This window comes from Cellvibrio sp. GW822-FHT04B05, from assembly GCF_058800985.1.
Map to the genome: position 1 here is coordinate 436,398 of NZ_JBXAMU010000001.1, position 18,129 is coordinate 454,526.

At 45.4% G+C, this 18,129-nt stretch carries 16 protein-coding genes; 10 read left to right on the forward strand and 6 right to left on the reverse strand.

The features are described 5' to 3' along the window. Window positions 1-19 precede the first annotated feature (19 nt). The 7 genes from ftsA to AC1RJL_RS01755 all read left to right on the forward strand — a co-directional run bounded on the left by ftsA (window position 20) and on the right by AC1RJL_RS01755 (window position 10,034). Window positions 20-1,258 (forward strand): cell division protein FtsA, encoded by a 1,239-nt coding sequence (gene ftsA / locus AC1RJL_RS01725; RefSeq protein WP_492911018.1) that lies wholly within the window; start codon window positions 20-22, stop codon window positions 1,256-1,258. Window positions 1,259-1,308: 50 nt separating this feature from the next. Further along, window positions 1,309-2,490, forward strand: coding sequence for a cell division protein FtsZ (gene ftsZ / locus AC1RJL_RS01730; protein WP_492911019.1), 1,182 nt, complete (start codon window positions 1,309-1,311; stop codon window positions 2,488-2,490). A 211-nt stretch (window positions 2,491-2,701) separates the two neighbouring features. Next, window positions 2,702-3,613 carry a UDP-3-O-acyl-N-acetylglucosamine deacetylase gene (lpxC, locus tag AC1RJL_RS01735; RefSeq protein ID WP_492911020.1) on the forward strand — a complete coding sequence of 304 codons (912 nt, stop codon included), beginning with the start codon at window positions 2,702-2,704 and terminating at the stop codon, window positions 3,611-3,613. Window positions 3,614-3,948: 335 nt separating this feature from the next. Further along, on the forward strand, window positions 3,949-4,878 hold the full coding sequence (locus tag AC1RJL_RS01740) for a M23 family metallopeptidase (protein WP_492911021.1): 930 nt from the start codon (window positions 3,949-3,951) through the stop codon (window positions 4,876-4,878). 154 nt (window positions 4,879-5,032) lie between these two features. After that, window positions 5,033-7,771: a preprotein translocase subunit SecA gene (secA, locus tag AC1RJL_RS01745; RefSeq protein WP_492911022.1), complete on the forward strand. Its 2,739-nt coding sequence runs from the start codon at window positions 5,033-5,035 to the stop codon at window positions 7,769-7,771. 71 nt (window positions 7,772-7,842) lie between these two features. Further along, window positions 7,843-9,063, forward strand: a complete 1,221-nt coding sequence (argJ, locus tag AC1RJL_RS01750) for a bifunctional glutamate N-acetyltransferase/amino-acid acetyltransferase ArgJ (protein WP_492911023.1) — start codon at window positions 7,843-7,845, stop codon at window positions 9,061-9,063. Between the two features lie 17 nt (window positions 9,064-9,080). Further along, window positions 9,081-10,034: a Nudix family hydrolase gene (locus AC1RJL_RS01755; RefSeq protein WP_492911024.1), complete on the forward strand. Its 954-nt coding sequence runs from the start codon at window positions 9,081-9,083 to the stop codon at window positions 10,032-10,034. Window positions 10,035-10,056: 22 nt separating this feature from the next. Here AC1RJL_RS01755 and yacG read toward each other — a convergent pair whose 3' ends face one another. The 5 genes from yacG to pilB are packed head-to-tail and all read right to left on the reverse strand — an operon-like array spanning window position 10,057 to window position 14,818. Beyond that, window positions 10,057-10,269, reverse strand: coding sequence for a DNA gyrase inhibitor YacG (gene yacG / locus AC1RJL_RS01760; RefSeq protein ID WP_492911025.1), 213 nt, complete (start codon window positions 10,267-10,269; stop codon window positions 10,057-10,059). Window positions 10,270-10,279: 10 nt separating this feature from the next. Then, window positions 10,280-10,903: a dephospho-CoA kinase gene (gene coaE / locus AC1RJL_RS01765; RefSeq protein WP_492911026.1), complete on the reverse strand. Its 624-nt coding sequence runs from the start codon at window positions 10,901-10,903 to the stop codon at window positions 10,280-10,282. A 3-nt stretch (window positions 10,904-10,906) separates the two neighbouring features. Further along, complete coding sequence (locus AC1RJL_RS01770; RefSeq protein WP_492911027.1) at window positions 10,907-11,803, reverse strand: prepilin peptidase; 897 nt, start codon at window positions 11,801-11,803, stop codon at window positions 10,907-10,909. Window positions 11,804-11,805: 2 nt separating this feature from the next. Beyond that, the gene (locus tag AC1RJL_RS01775) at window positions 11,806-13,086 is read right to left on the reverse strand and encodes a type II secretion system F family protein (protein ID WP_492911028.1); all 1,281 of its coding nucleotides are present in this window, start codon (window positions 13,084-13,086) and stop codon (window positions 11,806-11,808) included. A gap of 4 nt (window positions 13,087-13,090) precedes the next feature. After that, the gene (pilB, locus tag AC1RJL_RS01780; RefSeq protein WP_492911029.1) at window positions 13,091-14,818 is read right to left on the reverse strand and encodes a type IV-A pilus assembly ATPase PilB; all 1,728 of its coding nucleotides are present in this window, start codon (window positions 14,816-14,818) and stop codon (window positions 13,091-13,093) included. Between the two features lie 319 nt (window positions 14,819-15,137). Here pilB and AC1RJL_RS01785 point away from each other — a divergent pair, with 319 nt between their 5' ends. From AC1RJL_RS01785 to AC1RJL_RS01795, 3 genes are all read left to right on the forward strand, one after another. Then, a complete protein-coding gene (locus AC1RJL_RS01785) occupies window positions 15,138-15,674 on the forward strand; it encodes a pilin (protein WP_492911030.1) in 537 nt (178 codons plus the stop codon). 71 nt (window positions 15,675-15,745) lie between these two features. Next, entirely contained in the window at window positions 15,746-16,480 is a 735-nt protein-coding gene (tfpZ, locus tag AC1RJL_RS01790) for a TfpX/TfpZ family type IV pilin accessory protein (RefSeq protein WP_492911031.1), read from the forward strand. 150 nt (window positions 16,481-16,630) lie between these two features. Next, window positions 16,631-17,170 carry a pilin gene (locus AC1RJL_RS01795; protein WP_492911032.1) on the forward strand — a complete coding sequence of 180 codons (540 nt, stop codon included), beginning with the start codon at window positions 16,631-16,633 and terminating at the stop codon, window positions 17,168-17,170. Window positions 17,171-17,234: 64 nt separating this feature from the next. On the opposite strand, the gene nadC is transcribed toward AC1RJL_RS01795, so the two are convergent. Beyond that, a complete protein-coding gene (gene nadC, locus AC1RJL_RS01800) occupies window positions 17,235-18,089 on the reverse strand; it encodes a carboxylating nicotinate-nucleotide diphosphorylase (protein ID WP_492911033.1) in 855 nt (284 codons plus the stop codon). Between the last annotated feature and the right edge of the window lie 40 nt (window positions 18,090-18,129).

Sequence of the window (18,129 nt, forward strand, 5' to 3'; positions counted from 1 at the left end):
GGCAAACGAGGTTTATTGAATGGCAAACGCTAGCGACAACAAAATGATTGTAGGCCTGGATATAGGCACATCCAAGGTTGTGGCTATCGTTGGTGCTATTACCCCGGAAGGCCAATTGGAAATTGTCGGGATTGGTTCGCATCGCTCCAATGGTTTGAAAAAAGGCGTGGTGGTAAATATCGAATCGACCGTGTTATCGATTCAACGCGCGATAGAAGAGGCGGAATTAATGGCCGGTTGCCAGATTCATTCTGTCTATGCCGGTATTGCGGGAAGCCATATTCGCAGTTTGAACTCCCACGGCATTGTAGCGATTCGTGATCGCGAAGTTTTTTCTCAGGATTTGGAGCGGGTAATCGATGCTGCACAAGCGGTGGCGATTCCGGCGGATCAGAAAATCCTGCACATTTTACCGCAAGAATTTTTGATTGATGACCAGGACGGCGTAAAAGAGCCGTTGGGAATGTCAGGTGTACGTCTGGAAGCCAAAGTGCACTTGGTTACTTGCGCAGTCAATGCCGCGCAAAACATTGAAAAATGTATTCGCCGCTGTGGTCTGGAAGTGGAAGACATCATTCTGGAGCAGCTGGCCTCAAGTTATTCAGTATTAACCGATGACGAGAAAGAGCTGGGTGTATGTGTCGTTGACATCGGCGGTGGTACAACCGATATCGCGATTTTTAAAGACGGTGCAATTCGCCATACCGGTGTTATTCCGATTGCGGGCGACCAAGTGACCAATGATATCGCCATGGCGTTGCGTACTCCGACACCAAACGCGGAAGAAATTAAAATCAAATACGCCTGTGCGTTGGCGAAATTAACCAGCCCGGATGAAACCATTAAAGTGCCGAGTGTTGGCGATCGCCAACCGCGTGATTTATCTCGCCAGGCACTGGCAGAAGTTGTCGAACCACGTTACGACGAATTATTTACCTTGATTCAAGCGGAGCTTCGTCGCAGTGGTTATGAAGATTTAATTGCGGCAGGCATCGTACTGACAGGTGGTACTTCCAAAATGGAAGGCGTTATCGAGTTGGCGGAGGAGATTTTCCATATGCCGGTAAGGCTCGGTGCCCCACAGAATATTCGCGGTCTGTCTGACATAGTGAATAACCCGATTTATTCGACTGGTGTAGGTTTATTGATATACGCCATGAAGCAACAACAAGGTAGTAGCCGTGCATCGACTACTACCAAAGAGTCGCAAGGTTCAATTTTTAGCAAGATCAAAAAAATATTCCAAAGCAATTTTTAACCAATTTAAATTTCACAGATTGAGTCAAGGGAAACAAAAGGGGTGTGGCCATGTTTGAATTAGTTGATAGCATTCATCAGAACGCAGTAATTAAAGTGATCGGTGTAGGCGGTGGTGGTGGTAACGCAGTCAAGCACATGATCGCGAGTAAAATTGAGGGCGTAGAATTTATTTGCGCCAATACCGATTCGCAAGCATTGAAAGATATTGATGCGCGCACCGTGTTGCAGCTCGGCAACTCCATGACCAAAGGTCTGGGTGCCGGTGCTAATCCGGAAATCGGTCGTCAGGCGGCGATGGAAGATCGCGAGCGTATCGCAGAGGTATTGCGCGGCGCCGATATGGTATTCATTGCAGCAGGTATGGGCGGGGGTACCGGTACGGGTGCAGCACCGGTAGTTGCTGAAGTCGCGCGCGATCTTGGCATCCTGACTGTTGCGGTAGTGACCAAGCCTTTTCCTTTCGAAGGTAAAAAGCGCATGGTAATTGCTGATGCCGGCATCAAGGAATTGGGTGAGCGTGTCGACTCGCTGATTACCATTCCTAACGAAAAGTTATTGTCGGTTTTGGGAAAATCAACCAGCCTGCTTGATGCCTTCAAGGCAGCAAACAATGTCTTGCTCGGTGCAGTGCAGGGTATCGCAGACCTGATTATTCGCCCGGGTATGATCAACGTGGACTTTGCTGACGTAAGAACTGTCATGTCAGAAATGGGTATGGCAATGATGGGAACTGGTCGTGCCACCGGTGAGAACCGTGCACGTGAAGCTGCTGAAGCGGCTATCCGCAGTCCTTTGTTGGAAGATGTAAACCTTCAAGGCGCACGCGGTATCCTGGTTAACATCACTGCCGGTATTGATTTGTCCTTGGGTGAATACTCCGAAGTGGGCAGCATTATCGAAGAGTTTGCTTCAGGTGACGCGACTGTAGTGGTGGGTACGGTAATCGATCCGGAATTGACCAACGAATTGCGCGTAACTGTAGTTGCTACTGGTTTGGGCGTTGCGGCAAAAGCGGCTGCTCCGGTAAAAGAGTCCAAGCCGGCACCAACCAAAGTTATCGACAATACCCGTCGTGCAGCACCGCCGGTAGATTATGCAGCGCTTGATCGCCCTGCACATTTGCGTGCTAACTCGCATTCTTCCAATGCTGCGGCGCTTGCTGCGCCTTTGGGGGATAAGGAATTGGAATATCTCGATATTCCCGCATTCCTGCGTCGTCAGGCTGATTAATGGATTCCGTTATATCGGTTTTGTTAACAGTTCCTGGCTATAGGGGAGATTGCCAGTTTCAACTGGTTGGTGTTCTTCCCGATTGGTAACATGCCCATGAAAATCAGGCCGCGGAGATATGCGGTATGTGTGATAAGCAACTGTGACCTATAGATTTTTGTTTGTAGATTGCTGGACACAACCAGGCGGTTGGAATAGTAAGGGGTATTAAATGATCAAACAGCGAACGCTTAAGAACGCAATACGCACTTCCGGGGTGGGGCTGCATACTGGCGATCAGATTCACCTGACCCTTTTGCCCGCCCCTGTAGATAGCGGTATAGTGTTTCGTCGGGTGGATCTGAGTCCGCCAGTCGAGATTAAAGCAACCGCCAAAAATGTAGGCGAAACGACGCTTTCTACCTGCCTGATCAAAGACGATGTCCGGGTCTCTACTGTTGAGCATCTGATGTCGGCGATGGCCGGATTAGGTATTGATAATGCGATTGTCGAATTAAATGCGCCCGAAATTCCGATCATGGATGGCAGCGCCGGACCCTTTGTGTTTTTGATTCAATCTGCCGGTGTCCAGGAACAGAATGCGCCTAAAAAATTCGTCCGCATTAAAAAAGAAGTAACCCTAAGGGATGGCGACAAATTTGCCAGTTTTCTCCCTTTTGATGGCTTTAAAGTGTCGTTTTCGATCGAGTTTGATCATCCGGTTTTTAAGGATCGTCGTCCGCAAACCGAATTGGATTTTTCCAGCTCAACGTTTGTTAAAGACATCAGTCGCGCCCGCACCTTTGGATTCATGCATGAGATTGAGTACTTGCGCTCCAAAGGTTTGGCCCGTGGCGGCAGTATGGACAATGCCATTGTTGTAGATCAATACCGCATTCTTAACGAAGATGGCCTGCGTTTTGAAGATGAATTTGTGAAACACAAAGTGCTTGATGCCATCGGTGATTTGTACATGCTCGGTAACAGTTTGATCTGTGAATATCGGGCGCATAAGTCAGGCCACTCGCTCAATAACCGTGTATTGCGTCAGTTACTGGATCAACCTGATGCATGGGAAATTGTCACTTTTGAGGAAAATCAGCAATTACCGATTGCTTATATTGAGCCAATAGCTGCAGCCTGATCTTATTTGGCGCAGTGTTCGTTTTGTGAACGCTGCCTAAATTTCTACTTGTTAAAACCTTCTTATCTGTGCGATATTTCGGGCGTGCACTCGTTTGGGTGTTATGCAAGGAGTCTCCGCGCTGCCAAATTTCCCTTGTGAAATATGTATAACTAATTGTTTTGTAACGCTTTTAAACAGTGTTTCAATAACCAGGAAGCGTTTCAATGGATGTCTACATGCGTCGTAACAGGATGTTAAGTCGCGATCTGAAAGTCGAAATTTTTATCGAAAATCCCATCGGGTAAATCCGAAGTGAACGGTTTTTTTTAACCAATAAAAAAGTAGATTTCTGAATGAAGATTATTATCGTCAACAAAGATCATGCGCAGGCCCGTAGTTTTACCCTGGGTGGGTGGACTCGTGCGATCCTGTCTGTGTGTCTGTTGGGAATTCCCACTTTTGTTGGCGCTTGGGGTTATAGTTGGCTGGTATCGGATAGCCGCGATGGTTTTTTTAATACCGACTCTAAAGCCTGGATGGATATTCTCTCTGCCCGTGAGTCTGAAATTGAGCAAGAGCGTGAAGCTTCGGAGGCGCAAATTGCCGCGCTGACCAGTAAGATGGGCGAGCTGCAAGCCCGCTTGATGCGACTTGATGCCCTTGGTGAGAAGCTCACTTCCGCAGCCAACCTAGAGCAGGGCGAATTCGATTTCAGTCAGGTTCCCGCACTCGGCGGCCCTTCCAAAGCAAGCCCGGACACTGTATACGCCACCCCTGATTTCTTTGCCGCAGTTGATCAACTATCCCATCAAGTCGATAGCCGCGAACAACAACTTAATACCATAGATGCGCTGCTCGCTAATCGTAGTTTGCAACTGGAAACCTTGGTTTCCGGCGCTCCTGTCACGAATGCTTGGGTATCGTCCCAATATGGCTATCGTAAGGATCCTTTTAGCGGTAAAACTGAATTTCACTCAGGTATTGATTTCACCGCACGCCAGGGAAGTAAAGTCAGCACTGTTGCTGCTGGCATTGTTAATTGGTCCGGCCGCCATCCTGAATATGGCAATATGGTTGAGATCAAGCATGGCGATGGATTGGTTACCCGATATGCGCACAATACGTCTAACCTGGTTAAAGCTGGTGACGTTGTAAAAAAGGGGCAAGTGATTGCCTTGTCGGGATCGACAGGACGATCAACAGCACCCCATGTCCACTTTGAAGTATATAAAAACGGCCGCGTAGTTGATCCTGCCAGTTATATTCGCCGCACCAACCGCTAAGTCCACATCTTAAGCTGACAGCAGATTTCACACTTGCTTTAGTCGGCACCTTCCTATTTACTTGCCAGCCTTGCCCTTGGGCATATTCAGGTTATTCGCCTTTATTTTGCTGCGCAAAATTTGTTCAGTCTATTGGATTTTACGGTATTAAAAAATGATCGGTAAGTTAATCAAGGCAGTTTTTGGTTCAAAAAATGAGCGCGAATTAAAGCGTATGAATAAAGTGGTGCAACGGATTAATGCACTTGAGCCGGAGATTAAAAAGCTCAGTGATGAGCAACTCAAAGCAAAAACAGCAGAGTTTCGTGAGCGTTATCAAAAAGGTGAAACACTCGACCAATTATTACCGGAAGCATTTGCGACTGTGCGTGAAGCGGGCAGTCGTGTACTTGGCATGCGTCATTTTGATGTACAAATGATTGGTGGTATGACATTGCACGAAGGTCGTATTGCGGAAATGCGCACCGGCGAAGGTAAAACCCTCGTATCTACATTGCCAAGCTATCTTCACGCATTGGCAGGTAAGGGAGTCCACGTTGTTACTGTGAATGATTATCTTGCAAGTCGCGATGCGAATTGGATGATGCCGCTGTATGAATTTTTGGGAATGAATGTTGGCGTAATCCAATCAATGCAGCCGCAAGCCGTGAAGCGTGCTGCCTATGCTGCCGACGTAACTTACGGTACTAACAACGAATATGGTTTTGATTATTTGCGCGATAACATGGCGCTGAGTAAGCGCGATAAAGTTCAGCGCGATTTAAATTTTGCTGTAATCGATGAAGTGGATTCGATTCTCATCGACGAAGCACGTACCCCGCTTATTATTTCCGGCGCTGCGGAAAATAGCGCAGATATGTACAAGCGTGTTAATCAATTAGTGCTGAAACTAAAGCGTCAAATTGATAACGGTGAAGATGGCGATCGCCGTGTAATTTCCGAGCCAGGGCATTTTACTGTCGATGAAAAATCACGTCAGGTTGAATTAACTGAAGACGGTCATCAAAAAGTCGAAGACTTGTTAATACAGGCTGGTTTATTGCAGGCAGACCAAAATCTTTATGCCGCGAATAATCTCTCTTTACTGCATCATGTTAATTCTGCATTGCGCGCCCATGCACTTTTCCATCTCAATGTTGAATACATTGTCCAGGAAGGTCAGGTCGTATTAATTGATGAACACACTGGCCGTACTATGCCAGGGCGTCGTTTGTCTGAGGGCTTGCATCAGGCGATTGAAGCAAAAGAAGGTGTTTCTATTCAAAGTGAGAGCCAGACTCTTGCATCAACTACCTTTCAAAACTATTTCCGTTTGTATCCAACATTGGCCGGTATGACGGGTACTGCGGATACTGAAGCCTACGAATTCCGTGAAATTTATGGTTTGGATGTAGTGGTAATCCCCACGAATAAAACAGTCCAGCGCTTGGATATGAACGATAAAGTATTTTTATCGCTTGAAGAAAAATATCTGGCAATTGTTGAGGATGTTAAATTATTTCAGGCAAAAAATGCTCCTATCCTGGTGGGTACTGCATCTATTGAAACCTCGGAAGAAATGTCGCGTCGCCTGACAAATGCAGGTATTAAACACCAGGTTCTCAACGCTAAATTCCATGCACAGGAAGCAGAAATTATCGCTCAGGCTGGTCGCCCAGCTGCAGTTACCATCGCGACCAATATGGCTGGTCGCGGTACGGACATCGTATTGGGTGGGCGTTGGGAATCTGATGTTGCAAAACTTGATAATCCAACACCGGAACAAATTGCCGCAGTAAAAGAAGAGTGGAAGCTTCGCCATGAAGCTGTTTTAGCAGCAGGTGGGTTACATATTATTGGTACTGAACGCCATGAATCACGCCGCATCGATAACCAGCTACGTGGTCGTGCCGGTCGCCAGGGTGACCCAGGTTTAACTCGTTTCTATTTATCGTTGGAAGATAATTTGATGCGTATTTTTGCATCTGAACGTGTGCGTAATTTTATGCAGGCGTTGGGGATGGAAAAAGGCGAAGCTATTGAGCACCGCATGGTGAATAACGCTATCGAAAAAGCCCAGCGCAAAGTTGAAGGGCGTAACTTCGATATTCGTAAACAATTGCTTGAGTTTGATGACGTTTCCAACGATCAGCGGCAGATTATTTATCATCAGCGCAATGAGTTGCTTGATGCTGACTCGATTAGAGAGACCATCACTGCTGTTCGGGTAGAAGTTGTCGAGGACCTGATTAATGGATTCATCCCGCCTAATTCGATTGAAGACCAGTGGGATGTACCCGGTTTGGAAAAACAAATTGAAATAGATTTCGGTTTGCGCTTGCCGCTTGTGAAGTGGTTACAAGAAGATACTCGTCTGCACGAAGAAACGTTGCGTGAAAAAATCCTGGCCGAAATTCAAGGTGCTTATGATGTCAAATGCGAGCGCGTTGGCGACATCATGCTTGAGATCGAAAAGCAAGTTATGTTGCAAGTATTGGATAACGCATGGAAAGACCATCTTGCAACTATGGATCATTTGCGTCAGGGCATTAATCTGCGCTCATACGCACAGAAAAATCCGAAACAGGAATACAAGCGCGAAGCTTTCGAATTATTCCAAAGTTTATTGCTCACAGTAAAACGCGAGACGATTCATCTTATTGCACGCGTTGAGCCAATTACACGTGAACAGATGGAGGAAATGGAAAACCAGCGTCGTGAAGAGCTTGCGCGTCAAAAAATGCAGTTGCGTCACGATGAACTTTCCGCGCTGGGACAACCGGACCAGCAGCCTCAAGCGGCACCGCGCGCTCAATCACCTATTGTACGCGAGGGGCGTAAGGTAGGGCGTAATGATCCTTGTCCTTGTGGCTCAGGCAAAAAATATAAAAGTTGTCATGGTGCATTGGAATAAATCCAGCGTTCATTGCGTACCGCTTTGTGCGCATGATGAATTTGGTTTAAGAAAATATTGAGATTCAAATTATGGCTGTTGGTGATTACCCTTTTCCACATATGCACCCTGTGAAGGGTGTGAAATTAACTGCAGTGAGTGCCGGCATTAAAAAAGTGGGCCGCCGCGATGTAGTTCTTTTTGAGCTTGCTGAGGGTAGCAGTGTCGCCGGTGTGTTCACCAGGAATGCGTTTTGTGCTGCACCGGTAACGGTATGTAAGGAGCATCTTGTGGCAGCACCTATTCGCTTCTTGCTGATTAATTCTGGCAATGCCAACGCGTGTACTGGCGATCAGGGATTATTGGATGCAAAAGCCACTTGTGCCGCAATTGCAGCGTTAAAAGGTGTTAAGCCGGAGCAGGTATTGCCATTTTCTACCGGTGTTATCGGTGAGCCTTTGCCTGTGCAAAAGATTATTGCTGTTGTCCCGGAAGCCTTGGCAAAAGCGAGCGAAAACGGTTGGGATGATGCCGGTGCTGGCATTATGACCACCGATACTCGTGCTAAAGGTTTTAGCCAACAATTTGAGCATCAGGGAAAGACAATTACGGTTAACGGTATCTCTAAAGGTGCCGGAATGATTAAACCCAATATGGCAACCATGTTGGGCTACATCGCTACCGATGCAAAAATTTCCCAACAGATACTGCAAGGTCTATCGCGTGAAGCAGCGGATAAATCGTTCAATCGCATCACCATTGATGGTGATACATCGACAAATGATTCCTGCATTTTGATAGCGACAGGTCAGGTCGATTTGCCGGAAGTTAGCACTGCTAGCGGCGAACTTTATGAAAAGTTGCGCGACGTTATTTTTGCAGCGCATGTGCATCTTGCCAAAAGTATTGTGAGCGATGGCGAGGGCGCAACCAAATTCGTCACTGTCGCTGTCAGTGGTGGCGCTAATCGCGATGAGTGTCTTGATGTTGCCTACGCTGTTGCCCATTCACCGTTAATCAAAACTGCACTTTTTGCCTCTGATCCGAACTGGGGAAGAATCGTTGCGGCAATTGGTTATGCCGGTGTACCTGAGTTGGATGCTACCAAAGTTCGTGTGCATTTAAATGATACGTTAATTGTTGAGCATGGCGGTCGTGCAACAACCTATACAGAAGAGCAGGGGCAGGCAGCAATGAGCCAAGCCGAGATTGCGATTAATATTAATCTCGGTCGTGGAGATTTTGCTGAGACTGTATGGACGACAGACTTGTCGTATGAATATGTTCGTATCAATGCCGATTATCGTTCCTAAGTTTTCTATTATTTATTGTGACTAAATTAGTGCATGTTGCCGTCGGTGTCATTGTGGATAGCGACGGAAAAATTTTTATTGCCAAGCGTTCGCTTAGTGCGCACCAAGGTGGTTTGTGGGAGTTTCCTGGCGGCAAAGTTGATGCTGGTGAAACTGTTCAACAAGCATTGGTTCGTGAGTTGCGCGAAGAGCTTGCGATTGAGGTGCGCTCCAGTCAGCCGTTGATCCAGATTCGTCATCATTATCCCGATAAATCAGTATTGCTTGATGTTCATAAGATTACCCGGTTCACTGGTGAGCCTTGCGGTAATGAAGGTCAGCCTGTGCAATGGGTTGAAGCAAAAAATCTCAACAATTTCGAATTTCCTGCCGCTAATCGCCCTATTATTGCCGCAATCAATTTGCCTTCTACCTATTTGATCACTGGTCAATTCCATAGCGATTCCGATTTTTCTGCACGGTTAGCCAGTGCATTAAACACCGGTATTCGCTTGGTGCAGCTGCGTGTTGAAAATTTTGATTTGAATTTGCATCAGCCACTTCTCGATATAGCTGCCGCTGCTGTTAATGAATTATCGGTAACTATGGTTATCAATTGTTCCCCATCCAGCTTTAATCAAATCAACGAAGCTTACCCGAACTTAAAAGTTGGACTGCATTTAAACAGTGCTAATGCCGCCAAGATAAATGAGCGGCCGGTTGATTACAGCGTTTTGCTTGGGGTCTCTTGTCATAATGCTGAAGAGATTGTTCATGCGCAGAAAATTGGTGCTGACTATCTGCTTCTTTCGCCGGTATTAGCTACTGCTTCCCACCCTCATGCTGTGTCACTTGGATGGGACTCGTTTTCCAAACTGGTTGAGTTAGCAAATGTACCGGTTTATGCATTGGGCGGAGTGGGTGAGGAGCAGATTCAAATAGCTCAAACTAATGGTGCTCAAGGTGTTGCTGGTATCAGTGCCTGGTGGTAATCACATCTGTTTTCAAAATAGTTTAGCGATTTTCATCATCTTCCGAATTGATATCTAAATTGTCACCTGCAATGCGGTGGCTTTCGCTTGCCCACTCCCCTAAATCAATTAGCCTGCAACGATCACTACAAAAAGGTCGATGCGGAAACTCGTCGGTCCACAGTACTGTTTTCTTACATGTCGGGCAGGCAAGTTTAAGGATATTTGAATCAGAACCTGATGTAGGATTTTGCATAACGGGATTACTATTTTGTTTGTGCTATGGATTGGGCCAGCTCAAGGTAAAGTTGATGCAGTTTTTCAACTTGGGCATCCAACTCACTGATATCGCCATGATTTTGAATGATATCGTTGGCACGCGCGCAACGCTCCTGTCGCGAAAGCTGGGTTTGGATAATAGCTTTAATTTGAGCCTCGTTGTTGTTGTCACGATGACTGGCGCGTTCAATTTGCAACTGCTCACTGGTATCTACAACCAGAATGCGATCTACAAGCTCAAATTGTTTTGTTTCAAGTAAAAGTGGGGAAACCAAAATTGCGTAATCACTGTTTGCGTTCGATAACTTGCTGCGGATTTCAGTATTTATTATCGGATGTAAAAGAGATTCCAGCCATTCTTTTTCTTCGGGAATCGTGAAGATAACATCACGCAATTTGCTACGATTTAAATGTCCATCTGACTGAACTATATCATCACCAAAATGGTTCTGAATTTGTTGCAGCGCAACTGAACCGGGTTCCACGACTTCTCTTGCAACAATGTCTGCGTCGACAATCAATATTCCCCGTTGGGCAAAACGATTGCAAACCACAGATTTGCCACTGCCAATACCACCGGTAAGCCCTACGATTAGCTTGGGTGTATTCATGAACTAACTACCAATGAAAAGCTTTAAATAGCTTTGATTGATCACATCTCCCCAGACAAAAGCAATCCAACCCGCAATCGCAAGATAAGGTCCAAAGGGGATAGGGATATTTTTATCGCGACCGCGAATAACAATCAGTGAAATGCCTATCACGGCACCGACGAGCGAAGACAATAAAATGATTTGCGGCAACATTTGCCAGCCCATCCAGGCTCCAAGTGCAGCAAGCAATTTAAAATCGCCGTAACCCATGCCCTCTTTTCCGGTTAGCAGCTTAAATATTTTATAGACCGACCAGAGCGCTAGATAGCCTGCTATTGCACCCCAAAGTGCACTGGGTAAATCGGTAAAACTGCCAAAGCTATTAACTATCAACCCCAACCATAAAAGCGGCAAGGTAATATCGTCGGGTAATAAATAGGTATCAAAATCAATCATGGTCAACGCAATCAGTGACCAGGTAAAAATCAGCGCCGCTAAACCATTCCAGTTGATTCCCACATAATAAATAACTGCAACCGACAGCAGACCGGTTACCAGCTCGACAGCGGGGTAGCGAATGGATATTGCAGATTTACAGCTAGAGCATTTACCCCTGAGGAATAAATAACTAACAACCGGAATGTTTTCCCAAGGTTTTATTTTGTGGCCGCAATGAGGACAGCGGGAGGCAGGAACCATTAAGTTAAATGGTTCCTGTTTTGAATCGTTAGAGGGTAGTGTTGCTACGCTTCCATCGTTCGTTAAAAAGTCACGGCATTGCTCTTGCCAGTCGCGCTCCATCATTTTGGGAAGGCGATAAATTACAACGTTTAAAAAACTGCCGACGAGCAAACCCAGAAATAATGTGCAAGCCAATCCTAAAAAGGGATAGGCTTGCAAAGCTGAAAAAAATGTCACTGTTATACAGCCTGACCAATTTGAAAGATCGGTAAATACATTGCAATCATCAGCCCCCCAACTAATACTCCTAGGACTGACATGATCATAGGCTCCAGGAGAGAGGTGAGGCTGTCAACCATATTGTCTACGGCCTCTTCATAATAGGTAGCAACCTTATCAAGCATTGCATCAAGTGCACCTGATTCTTCGCCGATTGCTGACATTTGAATTAATAGTGTAGGAAATATAGCTTTTGTTTTCAGTGCGGTATTTAGTTGCAGGCCTGTTGAAACGTCATCTCTTACTTTAATTATTGCTTCGCTATAAACTCTGTTCCCTGCTGCTCCTGCAACTGAAGTCAGGGCATCGATTAATGGAACGCCTGCTGCAAACGTTGTTGAAAGAGTGCGAGCAAAGCGCGCCATGATAGATAGATAAAGTATCTGCCCAACAATTGGTATTTTTAATACGTACTTATCTACTCTATAAGCGAGTGCTGGTGATTTCTTTACTGCTTGTTTGAATAAAAACGCTGCTCCTACAGTCCCTATCAAAATCATGAACCAATACTGCTGAGCGAGTTCTGATAGATGTAGTACAAACAAGGTAAATGCAGGAAGCTCCGCACCAAAGCTACTGAAAGTCTCAGCGAATTGAGGCACTACTTTGACAAGTAAAATACCTGTTACTACAACCGCAACTACAATAACGGCAATTGGATAGGTCATTGCTTTCTTGATCTTTGCTTTTAACGCTTCAGTTTTTTCTTTATACGTGGCGATGCGGTCAAGCATTGTTTCAAGTGCGCCAGACTGTTCACCTGCATCGACTAAATTGCAAAAGAGGTCATCAAAATATTTTGGATGCTCTCGAAGTGAATTAGCGAAACCACCGCCAGCAGCCACACTGTCACGAATACTAAGGACAAGCTTGCGTAAGTTGGGGTTCTCTAGGCCATCTGCCACAATGTCAAATGCTTGAACCAAAGGCACACCAGCTTTCATCATTGTTGCCATTTGGCGAGAAAAAACAGCAATATCTGCTGGTTTGATTGCTTTGCCGCTTGACCCAAATAAAGGTTTACCTTTTTTCGATACTGACTTGACACTAATTCCTTGCTTTGCCAGCAAAGTTTTTACGATAGTTGGGCTACCTCCATTAACTTCTCCTTGAATCTTATTACCCTTTTTATCAACACCCTTGTATACATAAGTGTTGATTGTCGTAATCTGCTTAGGCTTTACCGCAGTTTTTGATTTGGCAGCTACATTAGCTGACTTTGCTGTTGATGTTAATGCCATAGGATTAATCCTTGGTGACTCGGTTGGCCTCTTCGAGGCTTGTTAGTCCTATTGCTACTTTGCGCAATGCGGATACCCGTAGATTATTGAAGCCTGCTTCTTTTGCTGCGCGTGCAATCTGGAGGGAATTGCCGCCTTCCATTATAAGGTTGGCAATCAGTGGGGTGATGCGAACTACTTCATATACACCTAAGCGTCCTTTATAACCACCATTGCATTTTTCACAACCAACAGGGTGGAAGAGTTGGAATTCTGCGCGCGGTATGCCTATTTCGTCAAATCCCTCTTGGGTGAGAATGTCTGCTGGAATATCTGTTGCTGGCTTTTTGCAGGCTGGGCATAAGCGGCGCGCAAGCCGCTGGGCAATAATGAGGCTTACGCTGGTTGCAACGTTAAATGCAGGAACGCCCATGTTAAGCAGGCGAGTTAATGTCTCTGGTGCAGAGTTGGTATGGAGCGTTGATAGTACTAAGTGACCAGTTTGCGATGCTTTGATCGCGATCTCAGCTGTTTCCAGGTCGCGAATCTCACCCACCATGATGATATCCGGGTCCTGCCGTAAGAATGAACGTAACGCTTCAGCAAAGGTGAGGCCTACGCGGGTATTCATCTGTACCTGATTAATACCTTCAAGATTAATCTCCACCGGGTCTTCCGCTGTGGAAATATTGACTTCGGATGTGTTGAGAATATTTAGGCCGGTATATAGTGATACTGTTTTACCGCTGCCGGTCGGACCAGTAACCAGTATCATTCCCTGCGATTGTGCGAGGGCATCCATATAAAGCTGTTTTTGAGTATCCTCATAGCCTAATGCATCAATACCAAGCTTCGCAGAGCTGGGATCGAGAATACGCAGCACAATTTTTTCACCAAATAAAGTCGGCAGGGTATTAACACGAAAATCAATAGCGCGTGTTTTGGATACCTTGAGTTTAATCCGGCCATCTTGTGGCAGGCGCCGTTCAGATATATCCATTTGCGACATTACTTTCAAGCGTGCCGCCATACGAAATGCCAGATTTACCGGCGGGCGAGAAACTTCATGCAGTACTCCATCAGTGCGAAATCTAATTCGATAACTTTTTTCATAGGGCTCAAAGTGAATATCGGATGCACCTCCCTTGATTGCATCTAGCAATACTTTATTGATGTATTTGACGATGGGTGCTTCATCTGCTTCTGCCCCCGCGTCTTCATTAGTCGCCGCATCGGCAACCGATTGAACGTCCAAATCGTCCAGGTCGTCGTCCAGGCCACCAAGAGCATCCCCAAGCGACTCTTCCTGTGCATTTAAATATTTATCGATTGCTGCTTTGAGTTTGTCTGCCTCAACTAAAACGGCTTCTGTATTGATACCCGTGTTGAATTTAATCTCATCAAGGGCGTGTAAATCGGTGGGGTCAGTAACTGCAAGGAATAATCGATTGCCGCGTTTGGCAATAGGTAGGGTGTGATGCTTGCGAATGAGTTTATCGTCAACCAGCTTTTGGGGAATACTATCTGTATTCAGTGCGGCTAGATCAAATACGGGCGATCCGAACTCTTCCGAAGCTATCCGGGCAAGAGTGCGCGCATCCAAAATACCATTAGCGACAAGGTGTTGTACAAAGGGGATTTTATCTTTTTTCGCTTGTGTTATTGATTTGGTTGCCAAATCTGCATCAAGGATATTATCTGCAACCAGTCTGCGTGCGAGACCACTAAGTGATACCGGGGTTGGATTATTCATTTGTTTATATTCAGTAGTATTAAATTAGTTAAACGAAATTACCTGTTCGGTGCGCATATTACATCAACTTTAGCAGCTGGTTTGGGACTTGCTTGAGCTCATCGGATTGCTTTGAATTAGAAAATTGAAAATTGACGAAAAGTGTCACTATGTGTCTGTTTGCGTAAGCTGTTTTCGTTGATGTTTCTCTGTTGAGCGCATTTTGTATGTGGTTAATCGTTAGATAGGGCATGTTTTCACCCATGTCTCGATTTGGCATGGGGCTTGCTGAACTCTATTCGTGTTTGTTTGATCCTATCCTATCTTTCGGAGTCATATTATGAAAAAAACTATTCAACAAGGTTTTACCCTGATCGAATTGATGATCGTTGTCGCGATCATTGGTATTTTGGCTGCAGTAGCGTTGCCTGCTTACCAAGACTATATTATTCGTACAAAAGTATCTGAGGGTTTAACTTTGGCAGCTGCGGCAAAAACAGCTGTAGTTGATACTGTTTCAAGTCGTAGTACTGGTGCTATTGCTGCCCAGCCTGCTCTGGGTGACCCAGCAGCTGGCTCTTATGGTTACTCATTGCCTGCTGCAACCGAAAACGTTGGCGGAATTGCTATTAGCGCTATAGCCAACGTCGCTACTCCTGCTGCCTCTGAAGCAACAATTTCAATTACATATGCCGGCCAGGTTGCGGCTGCGTTGGGTGCTGCTAACCCTATTCTTCTCGAGCCTGGTAGTGGTGTTGTTACTGCCGGTGTTCCTGCTGCTGCAATTCTCAGTGGCTCCCCAATTGTATGGGGTTGCAGGACAACTGGCGCGACTGCGGTTGCATTCAAATATTTGCCTGCTAACTGCCGTTTCTAATAGGCTCATTAGCTAGTTATAAAAACCGCCTTCGGGCGGTTTTTTTTTGAAAGAAGTTTGAGGTGAATGTAATGACATTTCGTATTCATGCTTTTGTTATTCATCTGCTTATTTGCGTAGTAATTGCATTATTAAGTTTGGTGCTGGTTTTTCACTATTGGTATCCGGCTCCATTAGATAGGGCTACTGGTGTTACCAAAGTTTTTTTGATTTTACTGGTGTGCGATATGATTTTGGGGCCGGTATTGACTTTAATTGTTGCTAATCCACTGAAAAAGCATTTAAAAATAGATTTGGCTGTAATTGGTTTGATCCAGTTTTCCGCTTTGATTTATGGTTTATGGACAGTAGAAAATGGGCGCCCTGTATGGTTGGTATTTTCTGTAGATAGGTTTGATTTGGTGCAGTCGTATGAATTGGATAATCCTTATTACGAAAAAGCCAGTCTTCAATTTCAAAGCAAGAACTGGTTTGGTCCCCAATGGGTAGCCGCGCGTGCTCCGGCAGGAATAGAGGAAAATAATAATTTGACATTTGAAGCGTTGATTGCAGGTATTGATATTCCACAGCGACCAGATTTATATGTGGAGTTAAATGCTGAGATGCAAACATTGGTGGGAAAATCTAGACCAATTTCAGACCTGAATAAGTACAATTCTGTTGATCTTGTTGCACAAACTTTAAAAAAGTATCCACAAGCTAATGCCTTTTTACCGATGATGAGCAAGGTAAAACCAGTGACTGTATTAATTAATCGTGAGGAGGGAGATATTGTTGCAATTGTCGATTTGATTCCATGGGAGTAGTGTTAACAATTTTTGTCACAAGGGTATATTTACTGTCAAATTTATTTAAGCTTTTTATTTATCTTTATCTCTTTGTATTTGTTTTTATTGGTTTTTTTTATATTGGTATAAGTCGTGCTCTTTCATTACAACGGGAATGAGAGGTGAGTTATGAAAAAGCAGGTGAAAGGTTTTACATTAATTGAGCTAATGATGGTGGTCGCGATCATTGGTATTTTGAGTGCGGTCGCTTTACCTGCCTATCAGGATTACATTATTAGAAGTAAGGTCTCTGAAGGTTTGAGTTTGGCATCGGCTGCCAAAACTGCTGTTGTAGAAACCTATGCAAGTCGGAGTAATGGTGCAATTCCTTCCTACGCCGGGAATGGTCCTGCAGATCCTGGGTCATTTGCTTATGAATTTCCAGTTAATGGAACTGAGAACGTCCAAAGCCTTGCTATTGATGGCATTGCTGATGTGAGTGCTGTTACAGTAGGTGAGGCTACCATTAGTATCACCTACCGTAATCAAGTTGGTATTGCATTAGGGGCTGGAAACCCTATTCGTTTAGTGCCGGGGGCCGGCACAATAAGTGCGGCAGGTATTCCAACAGCAGGATTGAGTGCTAATGGATCTGTTGTTTGGGGTTGTTTAACTACAGCTGCGCATGTGGCTGCATTCAAGTTTCTGCCTGCTAACTGCCGATATTGAAGCTTAACTTATTGATTATTTTCATGCGTCAGGTGGTGCCAAAGTTTATTCCCTAAGCTGTAATTTATTGTAGCCGCATCGACAAATCCACCGCCCGACAATGCTTCGTCAATCCACCAATAGAAATAAAATCCACCCCGGTTTCCGCCGTCGGGATTAACGTTTGCTCGTTAATATTTCCCGATGCTTCCAATTTCGCTCGCCCTGCATTAATCGCTACTGCTTTCTTCATATCTTCAATATTGAAATTATCCAGCATGACGATATCTGCTCCAGCTTCCAGTGCCTGATTCAATTCAATAAAGTTTTCCACTTCTACTTCAACCGGTTTTCCCGGTGCGATGGCTCGCGCTGCTGCAACTGCATTGGCAATTCCGCCGCTGGCGGCTATGTGGTTCTCTTTGATCAGGAATGCGTCATATAAGCCGATACGATGATTATGGCAGCCGCCACAAGCGACGGCGTATTTTTGTGCGGTGCGCAGACCGGGGATGGTTTTACGTGTGTCGAGCAACTTCACATTTGTGTGCGCCACCAAAGATGCGTAGTGGTGGCTGATGGTGGCGGTGCCAGACAAGGTCTGTACAAAGTTTAATGCAGCCCGCTCGCCGCTAAGCAAGCTGCGTGCGCTGCCTTGCAGGGTGAAGAGCAGGCTGTTAGCTATAGCTTCCTGCCCATCCTCTATATGCCATATGATGTGTACTTGTGGATCGAACTGGCGGAATACCTCTTCGACCCAGGCTTTGCCGCAGAAAATACAGTTTTCGCGGGTGATGATATCGGCTTCAGCAATCTGTGCGTCAGGAATAAGCTGCGCGGTGATGTCCCCGGCACCTATATCTTCGGCGAGTGCTATCGATACGATTTCAGTTATATCTTTAGCGAGGGTGGGTAGGTTCTTGCTATATAAAATATTCATGTCAGCTGTCGAATAATTAAACACTATGAGAGTGAAAATG

Coding starts and splice junctions, on each gene's coding strand:
- AC1RJL_RS01785 (WP_492911030.1), top strand. CDS start 15,138: ATGAAAAAAACTATTCAACAAGGTTTTACCCTGATCGAATTGATGATC.
- nadC (WP_492911033.1), bottom strand. CDS start 18,089: ATGAATATTTTATATAGCAAGAACCTACCCACCCTCGCTAAAGATATA.
- coaE (WP_492911026.1), bottom strand. CDS start 10,903: ATGAATACACCCAAGCTAATCGTAGGGCTTACCGGTGGTATTGGCAGT.
- lpxC (WP_492911020.1), top strand. CDS start 2,702: ATGATCAAACAGCGAACGCTTAAGAACGCAATACGCACTTCCGGGGTG.
- AC1RJL_RS01795 (WP_492911032.1), top strand. CDS start 16,631: ATGAAAAAGCAGGTGAAAGGTTTTACATTAATTGAGCTAATGATGGTG.
- AC1RJL_RS01775 (WP_492911028.1), bottom strand. CDS start 13,086: ATGGCATTAACATCAACAGCAAAGTCAGCTAATGTAGCTGCCAAATCA.
- pilB (WP_492911029.1), bottom strand. CDS start 14,818: ATGAATAATCCAACCCCGGTATCACTTAGTGGTCTCGCACGCAGACTG.
- tfpZ (WP_492911031.1), top strand. CDS start 15,746: ATGACATTTCGTATTCATGCTTTTGTTATTCATCTGCTTATTTGCGTA.
- argJ (WP_492911023.1), top strand. CDS start 7,843: ATGGCTGTTGGTGATTACCCTTTTCCACATATGCACCCTGTGAAGGGT.
- AC1RJL_RS01740 (WP_492911021.1), top strand. CDS start 3,949: ATGAAGATTATTATCGTCAACAAAGATCATGCGCAGGCCCGTAGTTTT.
- ftsA (WP_492911018.1), top strand. CDS start 20: ATGGCAAACGCTAGCGACAACAAAATGATTGTAGGCCTGGATATAGGC.
- secA (WP_492911022.1), top strand. CDS start 5,033: ATGATCGGTAAGTTAATCAAGGCAGTTTTTGGTTCAAAAAATGAGCGC.
- ftsZ (WP_492911019.1), top strand. CDS start 1,309: ATGTTTGAATTAGTTGATAGCATTCATCAGAACGCAGTAATTAAAGTG.
- yacG (WP_492911025.1), bottom strand. CDS start 10,269: ATGCAAAATCCTACATCAGGTTCTGATTCAAATATCCTTAAACTTGCC.